Origin of the sequence: Candidatus Synechococcus calcipolaris G9, assembly GCF_029582805.1 — a bacterium.
GTDB lineage: Bacteria > Cyanobacteriota > Cyanobacteriia > Thermosynechococcales > Thermosynechococcaceae > Synechococcus_F > Synechococcus_F calcipolaris.
In genome coordinates this window covers 239,531-263,778 of sequence record NZ_JAKKUT010000001.1, presented here as the reverse complement: position 1 = coordinate 263,778, position 24,248 = coordinate 239,531, and the positions used below count along the sequence as shown (strand labels likewise).

General features: G+C 45.0%; 24 protein-coding genes and 1 tRNA gene. 14 read left to right on the top strand and 11 right to left on the bottom strand.

Features of this window, described 5'->3' with window-relative positions:
- Positions 1–51 precede the first annotated feature (51 nt).
- From L3556_RS01385 to L3556_RS01365, 5 genes are read left to right on the top strand one after another with little or no spacing between them, the layout of a single operon-like run.
- Positions 52–1,011: an SPFH domain-containing protein gene (locus tag L3556_RS01385; protein ID WP_277865510.1), complete on the top strand. Its 960-nt coding sequence runs from the start codon at positions 52–54 to the stop codon at positions 1,009–1,011.
- Position 1,012: 1 nt separating this feature from the next.
- A complete protein-coding gene (purS, locus tag L3556_RS01380) occupies positions 1,013–1,279 on the top strand; it encodes a phosphoribosylformylglycinamidine synthase subunit PurS (RefSeq protein WP_277865509.1) in 267 nt (88 codons plus the stop codon).
- Positions 1,280–1,314: 35 nt separating this feature from the next.
- On the top strand, positions 1,315–1,920 hold the full coding sequence (locus tag L3556_RS01375) for a hypothetical protein (RefSeq protein WP_277865508.1): 606 nt from the start codon (positions 1,315–1,317) through the stop codon (positions 1,918–1,920).
- Positions 1,921–1,965: 45 nt separating this feature from the next.
- Positions 1,966–3,132, top strand: coding sequence for a glutamine-hydrolyzing carbamoyl-phosphate synthase small subunit (carA, locus tag L3556_RS01370; protein ID WP_277865507.1), 1,167 nt, complete (start codon positions 1,966–1,968; stop codon positions 3,130–3,132).
- 20 nt (positions 3,133–3,152) lie between these two features.
- Positions 3,153–4,295, top strand: a complete 1,143-nt coding sequence (locus tag L3556_RS01365; RefSeq protein WP_277865506.1) for a glycosyltransferase family 4 protein — start codon at positions 3,153–3,155, stop codon at positions 4,293–4,295.
- Here L3556_RS01365 and cysE read toward each other — a convergent pair.
- A complete protein-coding gene (gene cysE, locus L3556_RS01360; RefSeq protein WP_277865505.1) occupies positions 4,284–5,063 on the bottom strand; it encodes a serine O-acetyltransferase in 780 nt (259 codons plus the stop codon). The genes L3556_RS01365 and cysE overlap by 12 nt on opposite strands.
- A 148-nt stretch (positions 5,064–5,211) precedes the next feature.
- A complete protein-coding gene (locus tag L3556_RS01355) occupies positions 5,212–6,141 on the bottom strand; it encodes an isoaspartyl peptidase/L-asparaginase (protein ID WP_479682434.1) in 930 nt (309 codons plus the stop codon).
- Between the two features lie 112 nt (positions 6,142–6,253).
- Here L3556_RS01355 and L3556_RS01350 point away from each other — a divergent pair, with 112 nt between their 5' ends.
- The 8 genes from L3556_RS01350 (at position 6,254) to L3556_RS01315 (ending at position 14,446) form a co-directional block, all read left to right on the top strand.
- Positions 6,254–6,490 (top strand): hypothetical protein, encoded by a 237-nt coding sequence (locus tag L3556_RS01350; RefSeq protein WP_277865504.1) that lies wholly within the window; start codon positions 6,254–6,256, stop codon positions 6,488–6,490.
- A gap of 184 nt (positions 6,491–6,674) precedes the next feature.
- A complete protein-coding gene (locus L3556_RS01345) occupies positions 6,675–8,006 on the top strand; it encodes a hypothetical protein (RefSeq protein WP_277865503.1) in 1,332 nt (443 codons plus the stop codon).
- A complete protein-coding gene (locus L3556_RS01340) occupies positions 7,999–9,204 on the top strand; it encodes a glycosyltransferase family protein (protein WP_277865502.1) in 1,206 nt (401 codons plus the stop codon). The genes L3556_RS01345 and L3556_RS01340 overlap by 8 nt, the downstream gene beginning before the upstream one ends.
- 348 nt (positions 9,205–9,552) lie before the next feature.
- A complete protein-coding gene (locus L3556_RS01335) occupies positions 9,553–10,677 on the top strand; it encodes an N-acetyl sugar amidotransferase (RefSeq protein WP_277865501.1) in 1,125 nt (374 codons plus the stop codon).
- A gap of 14 nt (positions 10,678–10,691) precedes the next feature.
- On the top strand, positions 10,692–11,873 hold the full coding sequence (locus L3556_RS01330; protein WP_277865500.1) for a glycosyltransferase family protein: 1,182 nt from the start codon (positions 10,692–10,694) through the stop codon (positions 11,871–11,873).
- Positions 11,874–11,879: 6 nt separating this feature from the next.
- Entirely contained in the window at positions 11,880–12,500 is a 621-nt protein-coding gene (hisH, locus tag L3556_RS01325) for an imidazole glycerol phosphate synthase subunit HisH (protein ID WP_277865499.1), read from the top strand.
- Positions 12,494–13,258: an AglZ/HisF2 family acetamidino modification protein gene (locus L3556_RS01320; RefSeq protein ID WP_277865498.1), complete on the top strand. Its 765-nt coding sequence runs from the start codon at positions 12,494–12,496 to the stop codon at positions 13,256–13,258. Before hisH ends, L3556_RS01320 begins: the two co-directional genes overlap by 7 nt.
- A 54-nt stretch (positions 13,259–13,312) precedes the next feature.
- On the top strand, positions 13,313–14,446 hold the full coding sequence (locus L3556_RS01315) for an N-acetyl sugar amidotransferase (protein WP_277865497.1): 1,134 nt from the start codon (positions 13,313–13,315) through the stop codon (positions 14,444–14,446).
- A 6-nt stretch (positions 14,447–14,452) separates the two neighbouring features.
- Here the strand turns inward: L3556_RS01315 and L3556_RS01310 are convergent, their stop codons facing one another.
- The 3 genes from L3556_RS01310 to L3556_RS01300 all read right to left on the bottom strand — a co-directional run bounded on the left by L3556_RS01310 (position 14,453) and on the right by L3556_RS01300 (position 17,535).
- On the bottom strand, positions 14,453–14,827 hold the full coding sequence (locus tag L3556_RS01310) for an FHA domain-containing protein (RefSeq protein ID WP_277865496.1): 375 nt from the start codon (positions 14,825–14,827) through the stop codon (positions 14,453–14,455).
- A gap of 52 nt (positions 14,828–14,879) precedes the next feature.
- The gene (locus L3556_RS01305; protein WP_277865495.1) at positions 14,880–16,607 is read right to left on the bottom strand and encodes a response regulator; all 1,728 of its coding nucleotides are present in this window, start codon (positions 16,605–16,607) and stop codon (positions 14,880–14,882) included.
- A gap of 211 nt (positions 16,608–16,818) precedes the next feature.
- On the bottom strand, positions 16,819–17,535 hold the full coding sequence (locus L3556_RS01300; RefSeq protein WP_277865494.1) for a biliverdin-producing heme oxygenase: 717 nt from the start codon (positions 17,533–17,535) through the stop codon (positions 16,819–16,821).
- A gap of 232 nt (positions 17,536–17,767) precedes the next feature.
- On the opposite strand from L3556_RS01300, the gene L3556_RS01295 reads away from it, so the two are divergent.
- A tRNA-Gly gene (locus L3556_RS01295) sits at positions 17,768–17,839 on the top strand.
- Positions 17,840–17,875: 36 nt separating this feature from the next.
- Here L3556_RS01295 and L3556_RS01290 read toward each other — a convergent pair.
- The 6 genes from L3556_RS01290 to L3556_RS01265 all read right to left on the bottom strand — a co-directional run bounded on the left by L3556_RS01290 (position 17,876) and on the right by L3556_RS01265 (position 24,217).
- Positions 17,876–18,589, bottom strand: coding sequence for an esterase/lipase family protein (locus L3556_RS01290; RefSeq protein ID WP_277865493.1), 714 nt, complete (start codon positions 18,587–18,589; stop codon positions 17,876–17,878).
- An 87-nt stretch (positions 18,590–18,676) separates the two neighbouring features.
- Positions 18,677–20,374 carry an iron uptake porin gene (locus tag L3556_RS01285; protein WP_277865492.1) on the bottom strand — a complete coding sequence of 566 codons (1,698 nt, stop codon included), beginning with the start codon at positions 20,372–20,374 and terminating at the stop codon, positions 18,677–18,679.
- 131 nt (positions 20,375–20,505) lie between these two features.
- A complete protein-coding gene (locus L3556_RS01280; RefSeq protein ID WP_277865491.1) occupies positions 20,506–21,129 on the bottom strand; it encodes a Uma2 family endonuclease in 624 nt (207 codons plus the stop codon).
- Positions 21,130–21,221: 92 nt separating this feature from the next.
- A complete protein-coding gene (locus tag L3556_RS01275; RefSeq protein WP_277865490.1) occupies positions 21,222–21,812 on the bottom strand; it encodes a Uma2 family endonuclease in 591 nt (196 codons plus the stop codon).
- 57 nt (positions 21,813–21,869) lie between these two features.
- A complete protein-coding gene (gene neuC / locus L3556_RS01270; protein WP_277865489.1) occupies positions 21,870–23,039 on the bottom strand; it encodes a UDP-N-acetylglucosamine 2-epimerase in 1,170 nt (389 codons plus the stop codon).
- The gene (locus L3556_RS01265) at positions 23,039–24,217 is read right to left on the bottom strand and encodes a LegC family aminotransferase (protein WP_277865488.1); all 1,179 of its coding nucleotides are present in this window, start codon (positions 24,215–24,217) and stop codon (positions 23,039–23,041) included. The genes neuC and L3556_RS01265 overlap by 1 nt, the downstream gene beginning before the upstream one ends.
- Positions 24,218–24,248 lie beyond the last annotated feature (31 nt).

Sequence of the window (24,248 nt, the reverse complement as noted above, 5' to 3'; positions counted from 1 at the left end):
CTTACTATAGGTCAGTGGGCTTAGTCATTAAAATCCGGGAGGACAGGGGCCATGGGTGAATTTATTGGCTTTTTATTTTTACTGGCGATCGGGGGTTCCGGAGTTGCCAGTTCTGTGCGGATTATTAATCAGGGCAACATGGCCCTAGTGGAGCGGTTAGGCAGTTATAAAGGCCGCATGGAGCCAGGACTCAATTTTGTCCTACCCGTCTTAGATCGGGTGGTCTATCACGAAACCATCCGCGAAAAAGTCCTAGATATTCCCCCTCAGCAATGTATTACCCGTGATAACGTGGCCATCAGTGTGGATGCGGTGGTCTATTGGCGGATTATCGACATGGAGCGGGCCTACTACAAGGTGGAAAATCTGAGAATGGCCATGGTCAACCTGGTTTTAACCCAAATTCGGGCAGAGATGGGCAAACTGGAACTGGACGAAACCTTTACGGCTCGTTCCCAGGTAAATGAAACCCTCCTTAATGATTTAGACGTGGCCACGGATCCCTGGGGCGTGAAAGTGAACCGGGTGGAATTGCGGGATATTGTTCCCTCCAAGGCGGTTCAGGAATCCATGGAAATGCAAATGACTGCCGAACGTCGTAAACGGGCTGCCATCCTAACCTCGGAAGGGGAGCGGGATGCCGCCATTAATAGTGCCCAGGGGAAAGCGGAAGCCCAAATATTAGCGGCCGAAGCGGATCAAAAAGCGGTTCTTCTCGCGGCCGAAGCCGATCAAAAAGTAGTTATCCTGCGGGCTCAAGCGGAGCGGCAGGATCAAATTTTGCGGGCCCAAGGGACAGCAGAAGCCATGCAGGTGATTGCCAAGGTTCTCAGGGATGATCCGAAAAACCAAGAGGCTCTGAAATTTTTGGTTGCCCAGGGCTACCTGGATATGGGTAAAGTCATTGGTAAAAGTGATAGCAGTAAGGTGATGTTTATGGATCCCCAGTCCATTCCCGCCACCCTAGAAGGGATGAAATCCTTAATCAGCGATCGCAGCCTGGGAGCGTAGGGTGGCTGAATTTGATGCCAAGGTTTACGTTACTTTGCGGCCTTCGGTGCTGGATCCCGCCGGAGTTGCTGTCCAGTCAGGCATCCATCAGTTGGGGTATCCCCAAGTGCAGCAGGTTCGCATCGGTAAATATGTAGAATTAACCGTAACTGCCAGCGATCGCGGTGCAGCAGAGGAGCAACTGACCCAGATTTGTGATCAAATTCTTGCCAATCCGGTGATCGAAGTCTATCGGTTTGAGATCATGGAGCGGGTATCCTCATCCTAATAGTGCCAAATTAGTGCCAATGCAAGGAGGGACCAATGTTTGATTGGTGGGATCAACTCTTAGCCAGTGTGGAAGCGGGGGTCAAGTCTGGCGTTGAATCAGGACTACAGGCGATCGCCGATACCCTAGCACCCCTCCTGCAAGTCCCCGAACCGGCCGCCCCCTTTCAGCGGATTTGTCTATTTCGTCCCGGCGTGGATTCCCCTCTCAGCCATAAGGGTCTGACCCTAGATGCGGCTGCCTGGCGCATTGAAGCCCATTGGCCCCAAGTCATTCCCCTCTTTGAAATTCCCGAAGCCCATTTGCTGATGGAAGTGCCCTCTGCCCAAAAAGGGGATCAATTACTTCTGTGCCGGGCCCTGGTGCGAACCGCAACGTTAACGGATGGGGCCCTGATGTATTTAAGCCGTGCCCAACCCTTTGGTTGGACATTTTCCCGCACCACCCCACTGATGGGCAATCAAGATTGGCATTTATGTGAAGTTCCCTTCCATCTGAAACCGGAAAACGAAACCCCTGGACTAATCAAGGTGGGTATAGAATTTACCGGTCAGGGGGTGATCTGGCTTCGGGACATTGAACTATTGCAAGCTCCTGCCAAATTAAAACCCATTACGGAAATGATGGAGGGATTTATTTAAGAATAGGATTATGCTAGGTTTTGATTGCAAACTCAGGTAATGGTTATGGCGCATCCCGATTTCCCAGCAGCTCTATTGGTTTTAGCGGATGGCTCGGTTTTTTCCGGCTGGTCCTTTGGTGCGCCCGGGACAACGGTGGGGGAAGTTGTTTTTAATACCGGCATGACCGGCTACCAAGAAGTATTAACGGATCCAAGCTACTGTGGCCAAATTGTCACATTTACCTATCCGGAATTGGGAAATACGGGCATTAATTCTGAAGATGAAGAATCCCTCCGGCCCCAAGCACGGGGAGCGATCGCCCGTAATATTTGTTTGGAACCAAGTAATTGGCGATCGCAGCAGTCCCTAACGGCCTACCTCAAAGAACATGGTCTGCCGGGAATTTATGGGATTGATACCCGCGCCCTCACCCGCAAGATCCGCACCACCGGAGCCATGAATGGGGCCATTTCCACGGAAATTTTAGATCCCCTAGAACTCCTCCAAAAAGTACAGACCGCCCCCAGTATGCAGGGACTCAATCTGGCTAAGGTGGTTTCAACAACAACGGCCTATGAATGGACAGAACCCACCGCCACTGCCTGGGAATTTAGCCCCAAGGCAAATCCACATACCGAGTCTCCCCTAACTGTAGTAGCGATCGATTTTGGAGTTAAGCGCAATATTCTGCGTCGTTTAGCCAGCTATGGTTGCCGGATCATTGTTGTGCCAGCAGATACCTCAACTGCCGAGATACTAGCTCACAATCCCGATGGTATTTTTCTCTCCAATGGCCCAGGGGATCCCGCCGCCGTCCAAGAAGGGATTACCACGGCCCGGGAACTTCTAGAGGCAGGGCGACCGATGTTTGGCATTTGCTTAGGCCACCAACTCTTGGGGCTATCCTTGGGGGCAGATACCTTCAAGCTCAAGTTTGGCCATCGGGGGCTCAATCAGCCGGCGGGACTGGATCGGCAAGTGGAAATTACCAGCCAAAACCATGGGTTTGCTATTTCCCCAGACTCTCTAAGTGATACGGGTGTCACCGTTACCCACCTCAACTTAAATGATCAAACCATTGCCGGATTAGAGCATACCAATTTGCCCCTCTTTTCCGTGCAGTATCACCCCGAAGCCAGTCCGGGGCCCCACGATGCCGATTATCTATTTGGTAAGTTTGTGCAGCAGATGCGGGAGTATCATCAAAAGAAGGTTAAGAGTACACCCTAGCCCTGTGAATAAGATTTGCCATGACACGATCGCCCCACCCCCTACGGGTCTTTTTGGTCTGTACCGGGGTTGGCATTATGAACCGCGGACTGGAAACCTTTGCCCGTAACTGCTTTGATCATCTTCAGGATTTAGACGGCCTAGACCTCCATTTATTTAAGGGAGCGGGAGAGGATAGCGAGCGGGAACATTGCCTCTGGACGATTCCGCGCACGAGTCCCCTAGCGGAGAGAATTGGCCGGGGAATCCGCCGCAATGGTTATGTGGTAGAGCAATTGTCTTCGGTCTTGCCCCTAGTTCCCTGGATCCGGCGGTTGCGGCCCCAGGTTATTTTTTATAGTGATTCCAACTTGGGGTTTCAACTCTACTATTGGCGAAAATGGATCGGGGTTCCCTATCACCTGCTGTTTTCCAATGGCGCGCCCATCGGGCCCAATTTTCCCCGGACGGATTTTGTCCATCAGGTCACTCCCTACTTTCGGGATCTGGCCCTAGGGGCCGGTGAACCCCAGCAACGACAATTTATGGTTCCCTACGGCATTGATGTCCCCCTAGGGGAACCCAGCTATGACCCGCACCAACGTCAAGAACGACGCAAAAAACTTCATTTACCGGGCGATCGCCCAATCGTGTTAAGTGTGGGGGCCATTGATCCCCAGAGTCATAAACGGATGGATTATCTCATTAATGAAATTGCCCAGTTACCGGAACCCCGCCCCTTTCTCGTACTTTTAGGCCATATGCCCCCTGGTAGTGAGATCCATATTCAGCAGGCCCAGGAGCAATTGGGAGAGACAGGATTTACGGCCCGCTCCGTCCCCTCAGACCAAGTGCTGGACTATTATCAAGCAGCGGATCTCTTTGCCCTCGCTTCCTTGCAGGAGGGATTTGGCCGCGTCTATTTAGAGGCCTTGAGCCAGGGATTACCCTGCTTTGTCCATGATCATCCGGTCATGCGCTACGTCCTAGGAGATCAGGGCTACTATGGAGATTTTTCCCAACCGGGGGCGATCGCCCAACAGTTGCCGGAATTATTACGGCAGCCCCTCAGCCCAGAAACCATGGCCCAACGTCGTCAATCCATCCGCGATCGCTTCAGTTGGCCGGTTCTCGGGCCCAAATACCTAGAAATGTTTCAGGCTTGTTGTCAGCTAAATTCCTGAACCATTCAAAAACTCTTCTATGGCCCGATCTCGAACACAATGATTGGCATTATTCCCCGTGCGGTTGCTAGGGACATTCGCCGCCACCAGTACCTTATCGGTATAGATGTCTCCAGGGGGGATAGTCCCTTCTGGCTGAATTTGGGGATTCTGAACTTGGGCCTCTAAGGCTTCAATGCGATCCAACAGATGGCGAATAACCTTGGCCTCGGAGTCCGGTAAATGACCATGATCTAGGGGATCCACCTTCGCCCCTGCCCGATAAACCACCCGCCCAGGGATGCCAACCACCGTGCAATCTGCGGGTACGTCCCGCAATACGACAGAGCCAGCTCCAATCCGTACATTCTGACCAATATTGAGGTTGCCCAGAACCTTCGCCCCTGCCCCGACAACGACATTTTCGCCCAGGGTGGGGTGACGTTTCCCGGATTCCTTGCCGGTTCCCCCCAGGGTAACGCCCTGATAGATCAGGCAGTAGTTGCCAATGATCGCCGTTTCCCCAATCACAACCCCCATGCCATGGTCAATAAAGACACCTTCGCCAATGGTGGCACCGGGGTGAATCTCAATTCCCGTGAAGAAGCGACCAATGTGGGACATGAAACGGGGGATAAAGGGAATCCCTAAACACCATAGCCAATGACTCAACCGATGCATCAGGAGTGCCTGGAGACCAGGATAACAAAACATCACTTCCCACCAATTGCGGGCAGCGGGATCACGCTCAAAGATAATTTGGAAGTCGGCCCTTAGGGTGTTAAACACAAAAAACTCCTTGATGGTTCTTTTGGCATCCTTTAGACAGGGGTTGACATCGCAACATAAAATGCCTGGGACAGTCAACATTCAAAAACAGTCCCCATTTGATCCTAGCGGAGATTTAGCTAAGTTTTATGACGGTTTTCCGAATACCTTACCCTTGGGAGGCAACCCCTACCTGTAGACCGGTAGGTAATTCCAGGGTATCGTCAATGCGATCGCCATCATGATAGGCCGCTAATAGCACATCACAGTTTTTTCCCCAGGCGATCTCCCCCTGGTGATCCAAACCAATGGCCCCAAAATCCCGCTGTCGTTTAGCAGCTTCCTGGAAGGATTTATCAAAGGCCTCTAAAAGGGAAAAGCCATCCGTTACTCGGATAACAATGCGGCTGGCCAACGATTCATCAATAATATCTTCACCAATGCCGGTGCAACTAATGGCTGCAATTTCGCTGGCATAATTCCCGGCAGGCATGGCTGAATCACTCACCCGCCCAATGCGTTCAAAGCCCTTGCCGCCAGTGGAGGTTCCTGCTGCTAAATGACCCTGTTGATCCAGGACAACGACACCAATGGTTCCCCGTCCCGATTCGGCCACCACCCCCGCCATAGACCTCTGAAAGTTGCCTTTGCGTTCCTCCATCCATTCTCCTAGGCGTAGTTCCGTCAGGGGATTATGAATGGGGAGTTGGAGTTCTCGGGCCAATTCCGCTGCCCCCGCATCAGAGAGAACGCGATCGGGGCAGGTTTGCAGCCACGTCGCCAGATCTACTGGATTTTTAATACGAGACACATTGATCACACCACTGAGCCGCTGGCTTTGACCATCCATGAGGGATGCACTCATGCGAATTTGGCCATCGGCCTGCAAGACCGAGCCAGTGCCAGCATTAAACCGGGGTTCATCTTCGAGTAATCGACAACCAAAGGCCGCAGCCGAAAGGGCCCCATCCCCGTGCAGGAGTCGGGCGTAGATCTGCTGAACAATGCCCCGCAGGGATCCTCGCACCGCCTCTAGGCCCCCTTTATCTTGGAGAGAATAGCCTGCGCCACCGTGAATGATTACCTTGGGTTGGATCACCTAGTATGCTCCTGAGTCTGTGAATGCTTTTTTTCCTGAAACTTTATTATTTCACTTTTAGGATTTCACGGTGTTCGCTTGCGATCGTCCCTGCCATTGAAAGCATCCTAGTGTGACTGAAGTGCCTCCCCTAGATTGGGAGGGTCGGCCAAGGGAATTAATCGTCAATCGGCGATCGCTCTACTTGGTGAAAAACATGGCCGCCAGTGATATAGTTACTCCAGTACATACGCGATCGATTTGTCCAAGGTATGGCTTACAGCCCATGTACTATAATTGGCTCATTGCTAAGCGCGTCAATCAAGACATAAAGCCTGGTACAGCCGTTTTTTTGAAGGTTATTGGGTAATCATTAAATTAACTGCGCGGCTTTAATTTATAGGGAACCTCGATTAATTCAAAATTTGGGGAGATCGCAAACGAGATTTCAATGGTTTCAGCCTCTATTTTTAGCAGATCGAGCAATTTTTTGAGGTGCCCTATAGATTAGACTGGTTTTACTCTAAATAAGTAAATTATACAGACTAAAACAGATGATTAAAGTTCTAAATTATCTAAAGTCTATTTTCTATCCTCTATCTTCCTATATTTTTTCTGATACCTGGCAAAAACCAACAAGGTGTGACGTTTTACTTGTGTGTAATGATAACGATCGCGGTTATGTTTATAAAAATCAAGCCTATGCACAGATTTTAGATTCATTTGGAGATTGTCTTGAAAAACAAGGATTTACGGTTCAGTCAATTGTACGTTTACCTTATTCAAAATTAATTGGAAATAAAGCTTACAGAAATCCGATAGAATTTCCTTGGATCGAAGAAATATATGCATCTGCAAAATTTAGAAGCCGCCTATTAAAATTTATTCATAAACCAATCACTAAAAGAAAAATTATAAATAACTGGATTGAGACACAGCTCGTAAATTCATGGAAAAATATATTATTGCAAAGCAACGCAAAAATAGTGATTGGTATTCAACCAACTACATACATATGTAAAGCCTGTCACGATAGAAAAATTTTAGTATATGACTTACAACATGGCATGATTGATCCCGATGAAATTTTTATTCAAGCCTTAGGCTATTATAATAAGAACTACAAAGACTTAACTATTCTAGAATCTTCTCCCCATGGATTTCTATGCTGGGATCAGAAAACTGCTTCTAATCTAAGAAAAAAAATTGATCATGATGTAATTAGTACCTATAGTATTGGGCATCCATGGCTGAATCGTTTTTTAAGAAATGATCCAGCAGATCAATTAGTTCAAGAAGCACGGAAGCAGTGGCGTTGTTTGAAGAATGATAAACCAAAAATCTTGGTTTCATTACAATGGGGGATGAAAGAAAATTATTCTCAGTATGTGCCTAACTTTGTTATGCCTTTAGCATTGGAGGATGTAATTCTTGCAGAAGGTGATAAGTATCATTGGTTAGTTCGGTTGCACCCTGTACAAATACGAGGGGATGAAATTAGCTATGTTCTGAATTACTTAGAGCAAACCTTTGGTAAGAATAGAACAATAGAATGGGACGTGCCCAGCAATGCACCATTGCCAATAGTTTTGGAGTGGTCTGATTTACACATTACTTTTGATAGCAGTACCACGATTGAAGCCGCAATGATGGGCGTAAAGACTGGCTTGCTTAGCCCAGAAATCGGTTCTTACTATAGTTATGAGCGAGAAATTGGGATGGCAACTCATTTACTATTAGATAGTTTAATTATACAAGAATGGATTATGAGTAAAATTGAGAGTAAAAAACATCAGAAAAAATTAAATGATGTAGATAAGCTCAACTACAATGATTCCGAATTGGATAACTTTATTAAGTTTATCAAGAGTATTATTTATGAATAAATTCGATTTAAATAATTGTCGGAAAGTTTTACTTGGCACATTAAATGATCCTAGCTCAGATCCCAGGCCATATCGAATCATTTGGCTACTAAAATCTATGAATTATAGAATTGATCTAATTAGTTTTTTATTGGAATCTAATTTGCCAATTGAAAACCATTTTGAGTTAATAATAAAATCAAAAGAAAATTCCTTTAAAAATCTTATTAGAAAAATAAAATTCGTTCTTATTCGTCTTTTAGTAAAATTTTATATCCCTCATGATCTCTTCAAAAAAGCTTTTCTTGACTCCGATTTATATCCAATGAGATTTGATATAAATGATATAGTTAAAAAAATTGGCAAAGATGATTATAGCATTATCATTATTGAAGACTTATATCTTCTACCCTTAGCATTAAAATACAAAAAGAATGCAAAAGTAATATTTGATGCGCGTGAATATTATCCTAAACAAAATGAAGATCGTATTCTTTTCAGAATTTTAGAACAACCCTTGCGTTATCATATCTGTGATAAATATATGTCTAAATGTGATTTAGTGATTACCGTATCTTCTGGCTTGGCAGATGCCTATCTTAATGAGTTTAATGTTCAAGCAAAAGTGATTCAAAGCACACCATTATCGTACTACTGCGAACCTAAAAAAACAGAAATAAATAAAATTCAAATGGTTCATCATGGAGGTGCAAACTGTAATCGAAGACTAGAAACTATGATTCAACTATTTGATTATCTTGATAAACGATTTAGCCTTGACTTCTATTTGGTTGGAAATCCAGATTATGTTAATGTGCTAAAGCAACTCGCCCAAAACAATCCAGCCATAAATTTTCGTGATCCAGTTGATTTTAATGATATTATTCCGATGTTAAGTGCTTATGATATAGGTTTATATTTTTTTACAGAACCATCTAATTTCAATATAAGGCATTGTCTCCCTAATAAGTTATTTGAGTTTATTCAAGCTCGATTAATGGTGGCAATTGGCCCCGCCCCAGAAATGTCTAAAATTGTCCAAGAATATGGTTGTGGTGTTGTGTCAGATGATTACTTACCCGGCTCTTTGGCAGACTGTCTAAATCAACTAACGTTAGATGATGTTTTTAGATATAAACAAAAAAGTCATGATGCAGCTAAAGTCTTAAATTGGGAGCAAGAAAGTCTTAAACTTACTGAGTTACTAGAGAACTTATGAGTGGTTGCTTAATAACTTATTGATAGAAAAACATGGTGAAAGTAAGCCTAATCAAAAAAAGTGGACATATTCCAAAAGTTGCCAATGAAGGAAAATGCCCAAATAACCCAACCTTAACGTAAATCAGTATTTTGAATATGAGCGATCGCTGGACTTGCAGAATGTGTTATCCTTGATTCTAATGCGATTAAACAATAAGTAAGAAAAAATATAAAAAAGCTAATCATATCTACATTGGAAAAGAATAAAAAAAGCCTCTAGAAATTTATTCAATGTACCAAATAAACTAGTTCTCAGTAAATTTTTTCCCATAATTTACTTCAAGCAAATTAGTAAATCATTAAAACTATGCAAAAGAACTATCAACAATGTACGCGCTGTATCATGGATACGACTGATCCAGATATCTATTTTGATGATAGTGGGGTATGTAATCATTGTCACTATTTTGATCTCCATGCTAAGCAGGTATGGGATCCAACGCCTAATGGCAAATCAAAACTAGATAAGATAGTATTAGATATAAAAGAAAAAAATAAAAATAAGCGTTATGATTGTATTCTTGGTTTAAGTGGAGGTCTAGATAGTAGTTATGTTGCATTAGTTATAAAAGAATATAACCTTAGAGCTTTAGCTGTTCATGTTGATGGAGGCTGGAATTCAGAACTAGCTGTTTCTAATATTCAGACAATTATTGAATATTGTGGCTTTGATCTTCATACCTATGTTGTAAACTGGGAAACTATGAGAAATTTGCAACTTGCCTATTTCAAATCAGGAGTATCTAACCTAGATGTTCCTCAAGATCATGTGTTTTTTGCAGTCTTACATTCAGAAGCTTTAGCCTATAAATGTAATGTTTTTATCAGTGGTGGAAATGTTGCTACTGAATCTGTTTTTCCTCAAAATTGGCATGGAGATGCCATGGATAGAATTAATTTAATAGATATTAATAGAACCCATGGCAATGGATCATTAAAGGATTATAAAACCATCAGTTTTTTAGATTGGCATATTTTATTCAGATTACGTGGCTTTTATCAATTAAGACCCTTAAATTATTTACCCTATGGGGTACAAATTGCTAAAACCAAACTCTCGGAAATTGGTTGGAGGGCGTACCCAAGAAAACATGGGGAATCTATCTTCACTAAGTTTTTTCAAAATTATTTTCTACCTACAAGATTTGGATATGATAAACGATTACCCCACCTATCATCACGCATTCTTTCAGGTGATATTTCTCGGCAACACGCTATAGAACTTTTATCAGAGCCACTATATGATGAAAAAGAACTTTTGGAGGACAAGGATTATATCGCTAAAAAACTTGGGATTACCATTAACGAACTGAATTCGTTCTTATATATTCCAAAGAAAGACTATTCTCAATATAAAAACTGGGATTCTCGAGTTAATGCTTTAAGATATTGTTCAAGCTTATTTAGGCAATTTAAGCGTTTTCTCAAATAAGGTTATAACTTATAATGCAAAAAGCATTATTGATGTGTTTTTCTGATATATCCACTGATCCACGGCCTCGAAGAACACTTGAGAGCCTTAATCAAGTTAAGATAAAAACTGATTTAACTGCTTACTCTATCTGTACAACAATTGATATCAATTCTTTTTATTTAATTAAATTTGCTGAAAAAAACGTTATTTTTAGATTTTTCAAACGCATTAGAAACGTATTGGGTTTACTAATCAGGCTTTTACCCATTAATTCTAAAATCAAAAATTTAATTAATGCTCAACGGTATAGAATATCAGAACTGTATGATTTATTAAAAAATAATGAATATGATATTATTATAGTTGAAGATATTTATTTGTTAAGTCTTGCTTTTCAAATAAGAAAAAATGCTCGTGTAATGTTTGATGCTCGTGAGTATTACCCAAAACAACAGGAAGATAGCTTAATATTTAATTGGCTTGAAAAACCTGAACGAATTCGCTTGTGTCAAACCTATCTCCCTCAATGTGATCACGTTATTACCGTTTCACCAGGACTTTCTCAAGCCTATTATCAAGAGTTTAATGTTGTTCCCCATGTTATTAGGAGTACTCCGGTATATCAGGATATTCAACCACAAAAAACAGATGAAAATTTATTTCGTATGGTCTATCATGGTGCTGCCAATCGGAATCGTCAACTGGAAAACATGATTGAAGTTGTCAAGCAACTGGATGAACGATTTACATTAGACTTTTATTTAGTTTCAAATTCTAACTATATAAAATTTCTTAAAAAACAAGCACACACCTGCGATCGTATTCGCTTTAATAAACCTGTTCCGTTTGAACAAATTATTCCAATGTTGACGAATTATGATATTGGTTTCTTCTATGTAGAGCCAACTACGTTTAATCTACGCCATTGTTTACCCAATAAATTATTTGAATTTATTCAAGCGCGTCTTCTAGTTGCCATTGGCCCCTCACCAGATATGGCGGCAATTGTGAGGCAGTATAATTGTGGAGTTGTGGCTGAGTCTTTTTCTATCCATGCAATGGTAAAAGCACTGGACAGCTTAAATCCGGATTTAATTGATAAAGCTAAACAAAATAGCCACAGGGCTGCTAAGGAGCTATGTTTTGAGAAAGAACAGAAAAAACTGATAAAACTTATTTTTAATCCATCGATAACCGATACAACTAATGGATGATTTTTTATGAATATCCAAATCATCAATGTTGGTCTTGGTAATGTTGCCAGTATCCAGAACATGCTAAAAAAACTGGGTCATCCATCATCGCTGAACGCTACACCAGACCTAGAGAACCCTCCCAACCTAATTATTCTTCCAGGGGTCGGAGCTTATGATGCGGGCATGTCCCTATTGAAGAAATATGGATGGCCTAGCTATCTGGCCGATCTTGTTCATCAGGGTACCACTCGGATCTTGGGCATTTGTTTAGGGATGCAACTATTATGTGAAGGGAGTGAAGAGGGATCACCCCCTGGTTTAGGATTGATTCCTGGCCATTTCAAACGATTTGCCTTTAAGGATACGGCTCTAAAAGTTCCCCATATGGGCTGGAATAGAGTTAAATTTCAGGCAACTGAGCATCCCTTAATTGCACTCCATACTACACCCTGTCGTTTTTATTTCGTTCACTCCTATTACTATTTGTCTGAGAATGATCATTATATTATTGGTTGGTGTACCCATGGTGAACCCTTTGGGGCGGCTATTCATCATGGAATGATAACAGGAGTTCAGTTTCACCCAGAGAAAAGTCATAAATTTGGTATGCAGTTTTTCCAAAGCTACTTGAGTTCCGTATGTTAGAACATCGTGTTATTCCATGTTTACTTTTGCAGAATGGTGGACTAGTAAAAACCAAGCAGTTTAAGAACCCTAAATATGTGGGCGATCCCATTAATGCAATCCGTATTTTTAATGAAAAAGAAGTTGATGAACTAATGGTTCTTGATATTATTGCTTCTAAACAAGGACGAGAACCAGACTACTCAGGGATTAAACAATTTGCCAGTGAATGTTTTATGCCCCTTTGTTATGGCGGTGGGATTCGTACCATTGAACAGGCAGGCCGTATTTTTTCCTTGGGAGTTGAGAAAATTTGTCTTCAGACTGCTGCCCTATCCAACCCACAGTTAGTTCAAGATATTACCTCAAAATTTGGTTCCCAGTCCGTTGTGGTTTCCCTGGATATTAAGCGAGACTGGCTCGGCCGTTATCAACTTTATCAAACCTCGAAATCTAAAATTATAGATTCCCCATGGGAAGCATTTCTTCAGACAGCTATTCGTATGGGGGCCGGAGAAATATTATTAAATGCCGTAGATCGGGACGGAATGTTACAAGGCCCCGATATAGAACTCATCCAAAAAGCAACGAAAAATTTAGGGGTACCCCTGATTGCCGTGGGCGGGGTGGGAAAACTTGACGATATTAAAATGGCGGTTAATGCTGGAGCAAGTGCTGTCGCAGCCGGTTCATTTTTTGTATTTCATGGCCCCCACCGGGCTGTGCTGATTACCTATCCTCGCTATCAAGAGCTTGAAGCCCTCTTTCAAAATCTCTGATGTTTATTATTTAGATTATTATGATAGGAGCATTCATAGGAAGGATTAAATTTCTTGTCTAAGGATTCAAATGGGGTATTTCAGCAATGTACTCGCTGTGTCATGGATACTAGCGTAGATGACATTATCTTTAATGAAAATGGGATTTGTAATTACTGCACCAATTTTTTAGAAGAGGCAAAGCCTATTACCGAAGAAACTGAAGAAAATAGAAAAATCCGCTTGAAAAACTTTGTTGCCCAAGTAAAACAGTCTGGAAAAAATAAGCCCTATGACTGTGTTGTTGGAGTTTCAGGCGGCGTTGACAGTTCTTGGACATTGGTTCAGGTTGTTCAATTGGGCCTGTGCCCTTTGGCCGTTCATATGGATAATGGTTGGAATTCTGAATTAGCCCAAAATAATATTGCTAACTTAGTGCGTGGTTTAGGTGTCGACTTATATACCCATGTCATTGATTGGCAAGAATATCGGGCCCTTATGCAGGCTTTTTTTGATGCGGATGTCATTGACATAGAACTCCTCTATGATAATGCTATGCTTGCCGTAAATTATCAGCAAGCTGATCGTCATGGAGTAAAATTTATTCTGAGTGGTGTTAATCAAGCTACTGAAGGTATGCGAATGCCTCAGAAATGGAACTGGTTTAAGTGGGATAGACGAAATATAAAAGCCCTAGGTCAGCGTTTTGGTCATATCAAACTGAAAACATTTCCAGCCATGGGTACGTTAGATTATATTTATTATGAAATTTTTAAGAAAATCAAATGGGTATCATTTTTAGACTTTCTTCCCTACAATAAGTTTGATGCTCTAAACATCCTTGAGAAAGAATTTAGCTATAAACGTTATCCATACAAACATTATGAGTCAATTTTTACACGCTTTTACCAGGGCTACTTGCTCCCCAAAAAATTTAACGTAGATAAACGAAAACTACATTTAAGCACCTTAGTCATTTCTGGTCAGATGAGTCGAGAGGAGGCGTTAGAAAGTTTAAAAGGTATTGCCTATCTAGATGAACAAAGCCTACAGAACGATATTGACTATTTCCTTAAAAAAATGCAATGGACACCTGAGCAGTTGGAAAATTACTTGGCGCGACCTGAAATTCCCCATGATTTTTACCCTACTGAAAAACCCTTTTGGGATTTTGCCTATCGGGTTTATCAGACCATTAAGAATAGGTAAGAAAATTTAAAGATGGTTGGGGGCGTAATGATCGGTAAGGGTGCGAGTCACGCCAGCATAGCGAAAGGCTAAATCCGTATTGCCCATCATGATAATATCGCCATCGTGCAAGAGTTTTTCCGTGATCAGAGAACCATTAACAAGAGTACCATTGCGGCTATGGTGATCCACGATCCAAAAAAGTAAGAGGTGTTGCCTAGGGCGGGCTTCCAGGGTCGCTTGTTGTCGGGAAATACAGGGATCATTAATTTTAATATCACAATCCCGCGATCGCCCAATTGTCCAAGTTGTCCGTCCAGCTAAACGAAACTTACCCACCAGCTCCGATTGATAACGGATAATTAGCCAGGCTTCATGATTGTCACAATCGTTAGTCCCCATGGGTATCTTTGGAAGATGCTGAGATTGAATAGGTCTAAATCCTATGATAGAACTATTTCTCAGTTTCGGGTTCTTTTGAGGTTGGATTTGGATTAATCGTGGCACTGATGATTTGGCGACGACCAGCGGCCTTTGCTTCATAAAGATAGGTGTCTGCCATTCGATACAGACTGGTTAAATCTTGACCATGGTGGGGAAATTGGGCAATACCCGCACTAAAGGAAACCTGGAATGGGGCTTGCTCCCCTGGCTTAAAGGTATATTGGCTTAACTTATCGAGGCATTTTTGCAAGCGGCTGTGGGCAGCAGTAAGGGGTACTCCATACATCCCCAAGAGAAACTCCTCTCCCCCCCAGCGGGCAACTACGTCTTCACTGCGAAGGGATTGACGCAGGATTCGGGCTGTTGTTACCAAAACATCATCTCCGACATCATGGCCGTAGCGATCGTTAATTTGCTTAAAATGATCTAAATCCAATAGGGCAACACAGACCGATTGCTGGTATTCCTGGGCAATATCAATAAATTTATCAATATCCTCGGTGGCTTTGCGACGATTGGCAACACCGGTGAGGGGATCAATTTCCGCTAGGCTTTTGAGCAGGCGCGTGCGATCCAATCGATTCACAATTCGGGTAATGAGTTCGGGGCCGACAATGGGTTTATTTACAAAATCATCGGCTCCCGCAGCAAATAGCTGGGTCACGAGGGCTGATTCGCGACTTGCGGTTAAAAAAAGAATCGGCAAACGGCTCCAGCGGGAATCATTCCGCACCACTTGGCACAGTTCAATGCCATTAATTCCGGGCATTTGTACATCTAAAACCAGTAGGTCAGGGTTTGTCTCTTCTAGGACATCCCAAAATCGTTGGGGATCCTGAACGGCGGTGACTCGCATCCCCCAGGGTTCTAATAGTCGTTTTAGGACTGCCAATGTGACGGGATCATCATCCACCGTGAGGATATTGGCCTGGGTTTTATCCTGGCGTTGCAGAAGTTGCTGAACACTTGTGAGCACCTGATCGGCTCGGATGGGTTTACTCAGACAAACCCGCCCCCCTAATCGAATGGCTGCTAGGCGATCGCGCCAGGTATCTTGCTCTGTAAAAACAATACTGGGAATGGCGGGGGATTGTTGGCCCAGGTCAGTGAGCAGGCGAACACTCTCCTCGGGACTGGGGGCTAGATTGGGATTCAAAATTACCACATTGGGTTGTCGTTGCTCCAGAATCGCAAGGGCCGCCGGCCAGGTGGAAGCGGAGCACCAACTTAGATCTAGATCAATGGATTGTTCTTCTAGTTCCTGGAGGAGTTGAGTGTCGTCATCAATATGGAGAACCCAGCGATCGCCCGCATGGGGAGAATCCGCTGTGGATAGGCTGGGGGTTTTCAGGGGCAGGTCTGGGGAAGCAGGGGCAAGGAGGGGCTGGCCCAGCAGGTTGCGGACTCGTTGAACTAAATCCTGGGGATCAAAGGGTTTCATTAAATAGTCATCGGCAATATCAGCGATCGCAATGGCAGCATCCGGGTGGCGATCGCCACTGATCAGTAGTAACACCTTACCCTCAAATTCTTCCAGTCTGAGCTTTTGGTAAACGTGCAATCTATCTAGGTCAGAAGAATGACAATCAACCACTAAGAGCTTGTAGGCTTTATTCTGTAAATACTCACTAATGTTGACACCCTGGGGGACTAAATCAATGGGATAGTTTTCTGCCGTTAGTAGGGAAACCAGTGCGGCGGCCGTGGGTAAATCATCTTCAACAATAAGAATAGACATAGGGGGTTAATCACCCTTCTGAAAAATTAGCAAGCTAATACTAAGCCTAAAATCGTTATTATTTTAAGGCCATTCCCAAGGGCAGGGTATTTTCTTATGGAATTTTTAGGAAAATTAAAAAAATGGGTAGATCTCCTCAATTCTGATACCAATCGGATATCAAAGTGAATCGGACACCTACCCATCAACCTATCTGTTGTTCTAGACAAACCTATTCAGCGGTAACTAGCTCAGTGCTACCCCGTTGCTTCCGGCGAGTCAGACTATTAAAGAGTAGCTGACCAATGGCTTTAACCAGGTTTCCTTCCAGTTCTTGGAATAGCTTCATGTTCATGCCAAAGGCAGCATTGGCTTCCTCGACAATGGTATCAATAGTGGCATCATCTAGGGGCAATTCATCCAGGGTTTGACGATACTGGGCTTTGAACGCCTTTTCGTCGGCGATCGCCTCAAAATGATAGAAATCTGTTCCCTGGCCCTCTTGCAAATTCATAGCCCGCTCGGCAATCCCCTTGAGGATTTGACCACCGGACAGATCGCCGAGATAGCGGGTATAGGAATGGGCGATGAGTAACTCAGGGGCGGAATTGGCAATCTCATGGATGCGTTGAACATAGGTCTGGGTGGCAGGGGATGGCTCAATTTGTTCCCGCCAGTTAGAACCAAAATAGTAGGTTAAATCCCGCTCTAAGCTGGCCTTACGATTTAGTTCAGGAAAATAAATCTTAGCCACAATGGGATGATCCTTTAGCCGCTCCATTTCTGCTTCAATGGCACTGTAGACATGGTAGAGGCTGGCAACAAGCTTGCGATAGGAGCTTTTTTCAACGGTTCCCTTGAGGAAACACCGGACAAATCCGACATTCTCTGCCATTGTGTGGGCTTTTTTTGTGCCTTCACGCAATTTTGCTGCTAAATCACTGCTCATTGTATCGCTGACCGTTCGTTAAGGTTTGCAACATTTCTTACTGAATTTGGCCCCGCTTACGGGCCCATTCCCTAGGCTAAACTGAGTTGACAACCTTTTTTATTAAAAATCGTTAAGCTATCCCGGTTCTGAAGGACTGGTTTACTGCTGCAAGTTGCGGTCAACCCTTGACAAGTTGATTCCCTATTCTTTAGAGTAAAGGTCTGTGAATATGTGTGCTATGTAGATGTTTGCGGGTATAGCTCAGTGGTAGAGCGCAACCTTGCCAAGGTTGATGTCGCGCGTTCGAATCGCGTTACCCGCTTATTACTTGAAGAGATTAGTGACCTTAAGGCAAACGTTAAGACATTAGCGGCGTAATCCATTGATCGATAATTTCTGGGGAACCATACCAGGGGGCGGTCAGGTTATTCCGTAAACGGCTACGCGGTGAATGGAGGACATCCGGCAGGGTTAGATTTTTGGCTCCTTCCAAGTGGGCCGAATCTACGGGGGTTACGCCATCTCCCCAACAGGCCCCTTCCCCACAGGTGAGTTTATAGCTTTGATAGGTAAACCAATTCCCCAGGGAACCCTTGGGTTGACCATAGATCGCTTTTCCGGCAATACAAATGTAATCCACTGAGTCATGGAAGGCTCCGGGATAGGTGATATTGACAAAATCTAGATTCCGGCGCGTCCAGCGTTCCTGACTGGTGTGGGGTGTTCCCAGGGTGACAAGGGTACGCACGTTTTTATGGCCGGCCCACTGGCGATCGCCATAGCTGACAGACCCCAAATAGATCCGGGAGATCCAGCCCCCCGCCGAATGGCCAATGAGATTGATCTGGGTTGCGGGCGATCGCCCTAGCACCTGTTTAATGGTCTGGTCGAGGATATGCAAAATGGGCGTCACCGGCCGTCCTCCCAGGGTCGGAAGCCAACTGCGACTGCGTAACGGCACAATGGTGACATCCAGTCCTCGATCCATGAGGGTATCCCGGAATTGCTCATACTCTTTCGCCGCCGCCAGATACCCCGGCAGGATGACAACAGGTAAGGTAGGTAGGGCCATAGTGATTAGTTTTATTTCTTATCGTAGCAAAACTTATCGCAACAAAATCAACCCCAACCTCCTCCCTATGATTAAGCCGACCTGGGATTAAAACGAAAAGCTAGTACGAATTAATCCCTGCAAAATAGGGGAGTTGGCGGAATTGTTATTAGCATTGGTAATGGCCATCACGACCGGGGTAATGGTAATATGATCGCTCAAGGGGACTCGGAAAAATAGTTCATAGTTCGTTTGGGTCGCGTCATTGATGCCCGGCGCAGAGCCAAGACTATTAATAAAGGGCTGTCCTACGGCCCCCGCCAAAAGGGAGCCATCCACGAATAAATCCCGATACCCCAGACCGGCCATCCAGGTTTGAGCCGTAAAGTTCAGGGTTGTGTCTGCCGGCATTGGAAAGGGAGCTACAGCAAAGGGCCCCAGTCCCAGGGTCGTTCCCCCCGAACCGTAGAGTTTTGCCCCGGAATAGCCATAGCGGCCAAAGAGGCCAAATTTACCCAGGGAAAGCTCCGTATTAATCCCCCCGGCATTTTGGGCAATATTCAAGGTGGAAGAATTGGTGTATTGGAGCCGCACCGCAAAGCTATTTTGATCACGGGAACCAAAACTATTGCTGTATTCCAATTCCACCGTGCCCTGATAGGGATCGCCAAAAAGACCACCATTAATGTTATCTACGGGAGCTGTAAGAGCGTTCGGCGCATTAGCACCAGCGGCAACATAAACTCCGCGTAGGGTAATGGGGCCATTGCCGGGATTCCATTGGACAAAACCACCACCGCCACCGGGGCCATCTACGGGGGCAACCACAATTAGGCGATTATTAATAAAGAAACTTGAACTAAAATCACTAAAGGAGTCATTGGCGTAACTGTTGCCGTCCACCACATCGCTGGGATAAAACTCGGGCCCAACACCAATGGTGAGGGTTTCTAAGAGTTGGAACGTGTAGATCAAACGATCTAAAAAGACTTGGTTGGAAATACCAATGTAATCCACAGCCCCAGCATTGATAAAGCCATCGATACCTATACCTGCGCCGCCAATGGTATCAAATCCATTATTGCCCACCTCTAGGGCGATTTGTAACAGATCTGTGCCCGTAAAGCTGGTATCCAAGTTTAAGACCACTTTACTGATCACCGTGGGATTAAAGTCACCGCTGGTACTGGTGAGGCCGGTCACCGGATCAAAGACTGTGCCGGTGGTATCCCCCATTTGCACCGCAAAGATTGTTTGTCCTGAGAGTTGGGTGGTGGTGGCAAACTGGTTTGCTTCTAGGTGGGCAAGGCGGCCATCTAGGTTATTGACCCGGCCCTGTACCAGGGCAAGTTCCGTTGCAAATTCTTCCATGAGTTGCCGCAGGATCGCCAGTTCGTCCTTGGTGGCAAAGCGATCGCTGATCACATCTAAACAGGCATTTAAGGCCGCCGCTAGTTCAAAACGAGTCGCCGCCCGATTTCCCCGGAATGTGCCATCGGGATAGCCAGCAATACAACCGTACTTCTCGACGAGGGAGGCCAGGGCTTGATAGGCCCAGTCGGTGGGTTGGACATCGGATAACTGACTGACGGAGGTGAGTTGATCAATGGATGGGGAGGAATTCAAAGAGGCGGAGCGGGAGGGGGTGTAGTGGGATCCTAAAAATCGCTCCTGATGTTGATTAGGGGAGGATGAGGGATAGTCTAATATCTGAGGAAAGGGTTGCCCCTGAGCTGCTATTGGGGCCATTGTCGGGGCGATCGCTAACAATAGCCCTAATCCGGGTAAAAAGATTCGTTGCTTCATGGGTCACTCCTTAAAAATTGAATGGCAGGGGTATCCTACAGGAGATTGCCTAATTAAAGCAAGGACATATTGAATATTTAGTAATGATTTAGCAATGAGTGAATTTATAGACGGTTCCTGCCGTGACAGGACTAACGACTCATGGCGAAAATTTGTTCCGCCGTTAGGGGAATGCCCGGAAACAGAATCGAGGCGATCTGGTCTTCTCCTCGAAATACTTTTCCCGGTAAATATTCACCATTTTCAAGTTGATAGATCGTAATGGTGGGTTGTTTAGGTGAGCCAATATATCGAATTCCGCCAAAGGCGGCGTAGTCTATAATCAGGTATTCCAAAACGCCCAGGTCTTCGTACTCAGCCAGTTTGGTCAGGTAATCATCTTTCCAGTTATTGCTCACCACTTCAATCACGCCTGGTGGTGGCACGTAGGCGGCTGCGGAGCTAGAATTAGTCTTCATTCGCTGCCATTCATCTTTTGCAAAAATGACGATATCTGCTTTGCGACTTTTTTCCCTATCTCCAGGGGCAGTCTTGAGACGCACTTGCTTAGATTGTCGTGAGACGTAGGGAAGGGCTTGATCTTGGCAGTAGGTTTCTAGATAAGTGCAGAGCCGCTCAATCAAGTCTTCATGGTTGGCATTGGGTTCGGATAGGGGCACGGGGATTCCATCTAATAGCTCAAAGGTTCTACCAGATGCGTCATCCCATGCGAGGAATTCTGCAAAGGTTAGGGTTTGGGGGATGGCTGCATACATGGTCTCGGTTCCATCGCTGATGGGGTCTTAGTTGATTTGAGGATAGCTCCATAGGCTTCCTAGACCATTTTAGTCTGGGTTATTAATCTGGCTTAAGGAATCCGCCGTTGAGTGGGTGGCTCCAGCAAAACATCTTCGTACAATGCCCATAGGGTATCGGAAAAATTTACACTCCGCAGTTCAAAATCATTTGCTTCGGGGGTATAGAATTGCAAAACCCATAGCCCTTCTGGGTTGCGACGAAAACACTCCACACGTTGCTGCCTTGTGTTGATCAAAACATATTCGTCCAAGCTGTCCAAGGTCTGATAATGGGCAAACTTATCGCCACGATCAAAGGCTTCCGTAGAGTCTGAGAGAACCTCTACAATCAACGAGGGAAATCCTTTGTAATGGGGTGTTTCTTGATCCTGGGGATGGCAGGTCACCATGACATCGGGATAATAAAAACAGTTACACGCTTCAACACGGACTTTCATGTCAGCAATATACACTCGACATCCCCTTCCCCGTAGATGGCTGCGGAGTAAGGCAAAAAGATTACCGGCGATCGTGATATGGGCATCGCTGGCTCCCGCCATGGCATAGGTATCACCATTAATATATTCGTGTTTAGTCTGGCTTTGGCTCTCTAGCTGGAGATAGTCTGTGGGGGAGAGGGTGGGCTGGGGTGAGGCAATCATTGAAACTAGGGAATGAAGATCGGTTTACAGGCTTCAATCGTCCTTAAATCCCTCATGTTATAAATCATAAATAATGTCATAAAATGATTTTCGAGTAGAAAGATTTACAGATTGAAGAATGGTTTTGATTTGCTGACTAACATGGCCAGACCCATACCATGATTCTACTAAAGGTAGCTGACGTTGAAATGATTCTGAAAGAGCATGGTGGATCCCGGTGATAATATCTGGGCATTTCTCGGCAACGGTAATGACGGAGGTTGCTTTGAGACGACCTTTCTGGCGATCGCCAATGTTAACAGTGGCTTTTTTGAGGGCTGGAGCCTCGGTGATACCGCTAGAGGAGTTACCTAAAATCACATCGGCTTGGTTCATTAAACTTAAATACCGTTGCTGACCTAAGGAAACAAACGCCTGCGATCGCGGTTGATTTTGGATGACCCACTGATCAATTTGTTGAATGAGTCCCCGTCCTGCTGTGTCGGCATTGGGATAGGTAAAAACAACCGTTGCCTTAGGAAAGGCATCCAGGGCGAATAGGAGTTCATTTAGACTTGTTTCTGGGGATTGATCCGCCAAGGTGACGGGATGATAGGTGACGAGAAAGAGGGGAGACTTGAGTTTCATATCAAGTAGGGTTTCTAACTCATGGCGACTCAGCCAGACTAAATGCTCCAGATGATCTAGGCCGGGAGTGCCCACATTAAACACGAGATCGGGAGGCTCTCCCATTTGAATCACCCGATGACGATAGGGTTCAGCGGCGACAAAATGCCAGTGGGCAAGTTTCGTAATGGCATGGCGAATACTGTCGTCAAAGGCTCCTTCGGTGAGTTCACCACCGTGGAGATGGGCAATGGGAATTCGAGCAACCATGGCTGCTTGAGCCGCCGCTAAAATTTCAAAGCGATCGCCCAGTAAAACTAAAATATCCGGTTTTAGGGTTTCTAGAGCATCAGCAAAGCCAATCACACCTAAGCCAATGGATTTGGTTATGCCGACGGGCGTATCGGACGACAGGAGCATCTCTACCTTGGCATCAATCCTAAAACCATCTGCTTCAATTTGCTGATAGGTCAAACCAAACTCTGGAGATAGATGCATCCCAGTGACGATGAGTTGCAGTTTTAAGGCTGGATCGGCATTAATCTCTTTTAGAAGCCAGAAAAGTAAGCCATACTCCGCCCGTGAGCCAGTGACAACACAAATCGTTCGCAAATTTTCCATTAATCCCTCAGACCCGTGACCAGCTTGGGACTACTGGGAAGATTAATCAAACTCACCTCCAATTGCTCGGCAACGGGTAAGGGGGCACGGGGGCAATGGGTATACATGGGGAGCCGATGGAGGAGTGTCCAGGTGGGACGACATTGGAATCCAGCATCATTGGCAATGGTTAACAGGCGATCGCGGATTTCTCGACTCGGCTGAGTTAACTGAATTGTATTTAACCAATAGTTGCTGAGACAATTTTCCGGCGCATGAATAAAATTAATCCCTTCTATCTCCTTAAAAATGTCTTGATAGGCTTGGGCCAGTTGGCGTTTTTTCTCTAGGAACATAGGCAATTCCATCAGTTGAGCGCAACCCAGGGCGGCATTTAGGTTGGGTAGTCGATAATTCCAGCCAACGTGATCATGGAAAAATTCCCAACGATGGGGTTGTTTGGCCGTGGTTGTTAAGTGTTTTGCCTGGTTTGCCAAATCCTGATGATTGGTCAAAATGGCACCGCCGCCCCCCGTAGTTATAATTTTATTTCCATTAAAACTCAGAATTCCTGCCAGGCCCAATGTTCCGGTATGAGTGCCTTGATAGGTACTGCCCAGGGACTCCGCCGCATCTTCGATGACCGGTAGCTGGTAATGCTTGGCAACGTGAAGTAAGGGGCCTAGGGAAACGGGATGGCCATAGGTGTGCATGGGAATGATGGCCGCAATCCGGCGTTGGGTCAGTTTATTGATCAGACCTTGAGGCGTTACTTGAGCGATCCGCTCTAGGTAATTTTGCAGGGCTAGGGGGTCTAAGCCGAGGGTAGAAAACTCGCTATCGACAAAGTGGGGAATAGCTCCACAATGGGCAACGGCATTGGCAGTGGCCACAAAGGATAGGGCTGGCACCAGGACTTCATCTCCAGGAGTCACACCTGCCAGGAGTAGGGCAATATGTAGGGCGGCGGTACCATTGACAACAGCGATCGCGGCCTTTGCCCCCGTAAATTCAGCTAACTGGGCTTCAAATTGATCCACGTACTGACCCACCGATGAGACAAAGGTAGAGTCAATGCAGTGATTCAAAAATTCACGCTCACGGCCCCCAAATTCAGGTTCATGGAGGGGGATAAAGGGACTGGGTTTTCCTAAGACTTGGTCTAGGGCGGCTAAAAAATTGCTCTCAAGAGTATCCACACCCACTGAGTCCTTAAATAATCCTAAATAA

Coding starts and splice junctions, on each gene's coding strand:
- L3556_RS01345 (WP_277865503.1), top strand. CDS start 6,675: ATGATTAAAGTTCTAAATTATCTAAAGTCTATTTTCTATCCTCTATCT.
- L3556_RS01290 (WP_277865493.1), bottom strand. CDS start 18,589: ATGGCCCTACCTACCTTACCTGTTGTCATCCTGCCGGGGTATCTGGCG.
- L3556_RS01305 (WP_277865495.1), bottom strand. CDS start 16,607: ATGTCTATTCTTATTGTTGAAGATGATTTACCCACGGCCGCCGCACTG.
- L3556_RS01280 (WP_277865491.1), bottom strand. CDS start 21,129: ATGTATGCAGCCATCCCCCAAACCCTAACCTTTGCAGAATTCCTCGCA.
- L3556_RS01335 (WP_277865501.1), top strand. CDS start 9,553: ATGCAAAAGAACTATCAACAATGTACGCGCTGTATCATGGATACGACT.
- L3556_RS01310 (WP_277865496.1), bottom strand. CDS start 14,827: ATGGGGACTAACGATTGTGACAATCATGAAGCCTGGCTAATTATCCGT.
- L3556_RS01300 (WP_277865494.1), bottom strand. CDS start 17,535: ATGAGCAGTGATTTAGCAGCAAAATTGCGTGAAGGCACAAAAAAAGCC.
- hisH (WP_277865499.1), top strand. CDS start 11,880: ATGAATATCCAAATCATCAATGTTGGTCTTGGTAATGTTGCCAGTATC.
- carA (WP_277865507.1), top strand. CDS start 1,966: ATGGCGCATCCCGATTTCCCAGCAGCTCTATTGGTTTTAGCGGATGGC.
- neuC (WP_277865489.1), bottom strand. CDS start 23,039: ATGGAAAATTTGCGAACGATTTGTGTTGTCACTGGCTCACGGGCGGAG.
- L3556_RS01375 (WP_277865508.1), top strand. CDS start 1,315: ATGTTTGATTGGTGGGATCAACTCTTAGCCAGTGTGGAAGCGGGGGTC.
- L3556_RS01285 (WP_277865492.1), bottom strand. CDS start 20,374: ATGAAGCAACGAATCTTTTTACCCGGATTAGGGCTATTGTTAGCGATC.
- L3556_RS01330 (WP_277865500.1), top strand. CDS start 10,692: ATGCAAAAAGCATTATTGATGTGTTTTTCTGATATATCCACTGATCCA.
- L3556_RS01385 (WP_277865510.1), top strand. CDS start 52: ATGGGTGAATTTATTGGCTTTTTATTTTTACTGGCGATCGGGGGTTCC.
- L3556_RS01340 (WP_277865502.1), top strand. CDS start 7,999: ATGAATAAATTCGATTTAAATAATTGTCGGAAAGTTTTACTTGGCACA.
- L3556_RS01320 (WP_277865498.1), top strand. CDS start 12,494: ATGTTAGAACATCGTGTTATTCCATGTTTACTTTTGCAGAATGGTGGA.
- L3556_RS01365 (WP_277865506.1), top strand. CDS start 3,153: ATGACACGATCGCCCCACCCCCTACGGGTCTTTTTGGTCTGTACCGGG.
- L3556_RS01275 (WP_277865490.1), bottom strand. CDS start 21,812: ATGATTGCCTCACCCCAGCCCACCCTCTCCCCCACAGACTATCTCCAG.